The organism is Gordonia sp. 852002-51296_SCH5728562-b, assembly GCF_001665475.1.
GTDB classification, from domain to species: Bacteria; Actinomycetota; Actinomycetes; order Mycobacteriales; family Mycobacteriaceae; genus Gordonia; species Gordonia sputi.
Genome location: NZ_LZMI01000024.1, coordinates 1 through 594 on the forward strand (window position 1 = coordinate 1; position 594 = coordinate 594).

A 594-nucleotide genomic window follows, 5' to 3' on the forward strand; every position below is an offset into this window, starting at 1 on the left:
CGGTGGTTGTGGTCGGCCTTGAAGTCGCCGATGACCACACGGGCCTCCAACAGGGTGGGCCAGCAGTTGCGGTTCAAACACTCGTCGCGCAACCGGTTGTTGAACGACTCGATGAACCCGTTGTTCCACGGCGTGCCGGGCGGAATGTAGGAGATCCCCACCGACCCTGCACAGAACGCCTGCAGGGCTTCTGAGATGAACTCAGGGCCGTTGTCCATGCGCAGCACCATCGGCGGGCCACCCCAGATCGCGAACGTCTTCTCCAACTCCTCGATCAACCGCTCAGCCGGAATCGAGCGGTCCACGATGTTCAGCAACGACATGCGGGTGTGCTCGTCCACCATCGACGCGATCTTGATCTTCTTCCCATCGACGGTGGAATCGAACTGAAAGTCCAATGCCCACACCACTTTCGGTGCGTCCGCGACCACGACCGGGACCGATGACTGGCCGGCGCGTTTGCGGCGCGGAGCACGCCGCACTTGCAGGCCCTCCTCCTTCCACAGTCGATGCACCCTCTTCTTGTTGATCTCGATGCCGTCGTCGAAGCGCAGGTGCGCCCACGCTCGCCGGAACCCGTGCCGCGGGTGTTTG

Annotated in this window: 1 protein-coding gene; it reads right to left on the bottom strand. The window is 62.8% G+C overall.

Features of this window, described 5'->3' with window-relative positions; translation table 11 throughout:
• A partial coding sequence (locus A5766_RS05140) for an integrase core domain-containing protein (RefSeq protein ID WP_064903662.1) occupies positions 1–594 on the bottom strand: 594 nt, incomplete at both ends.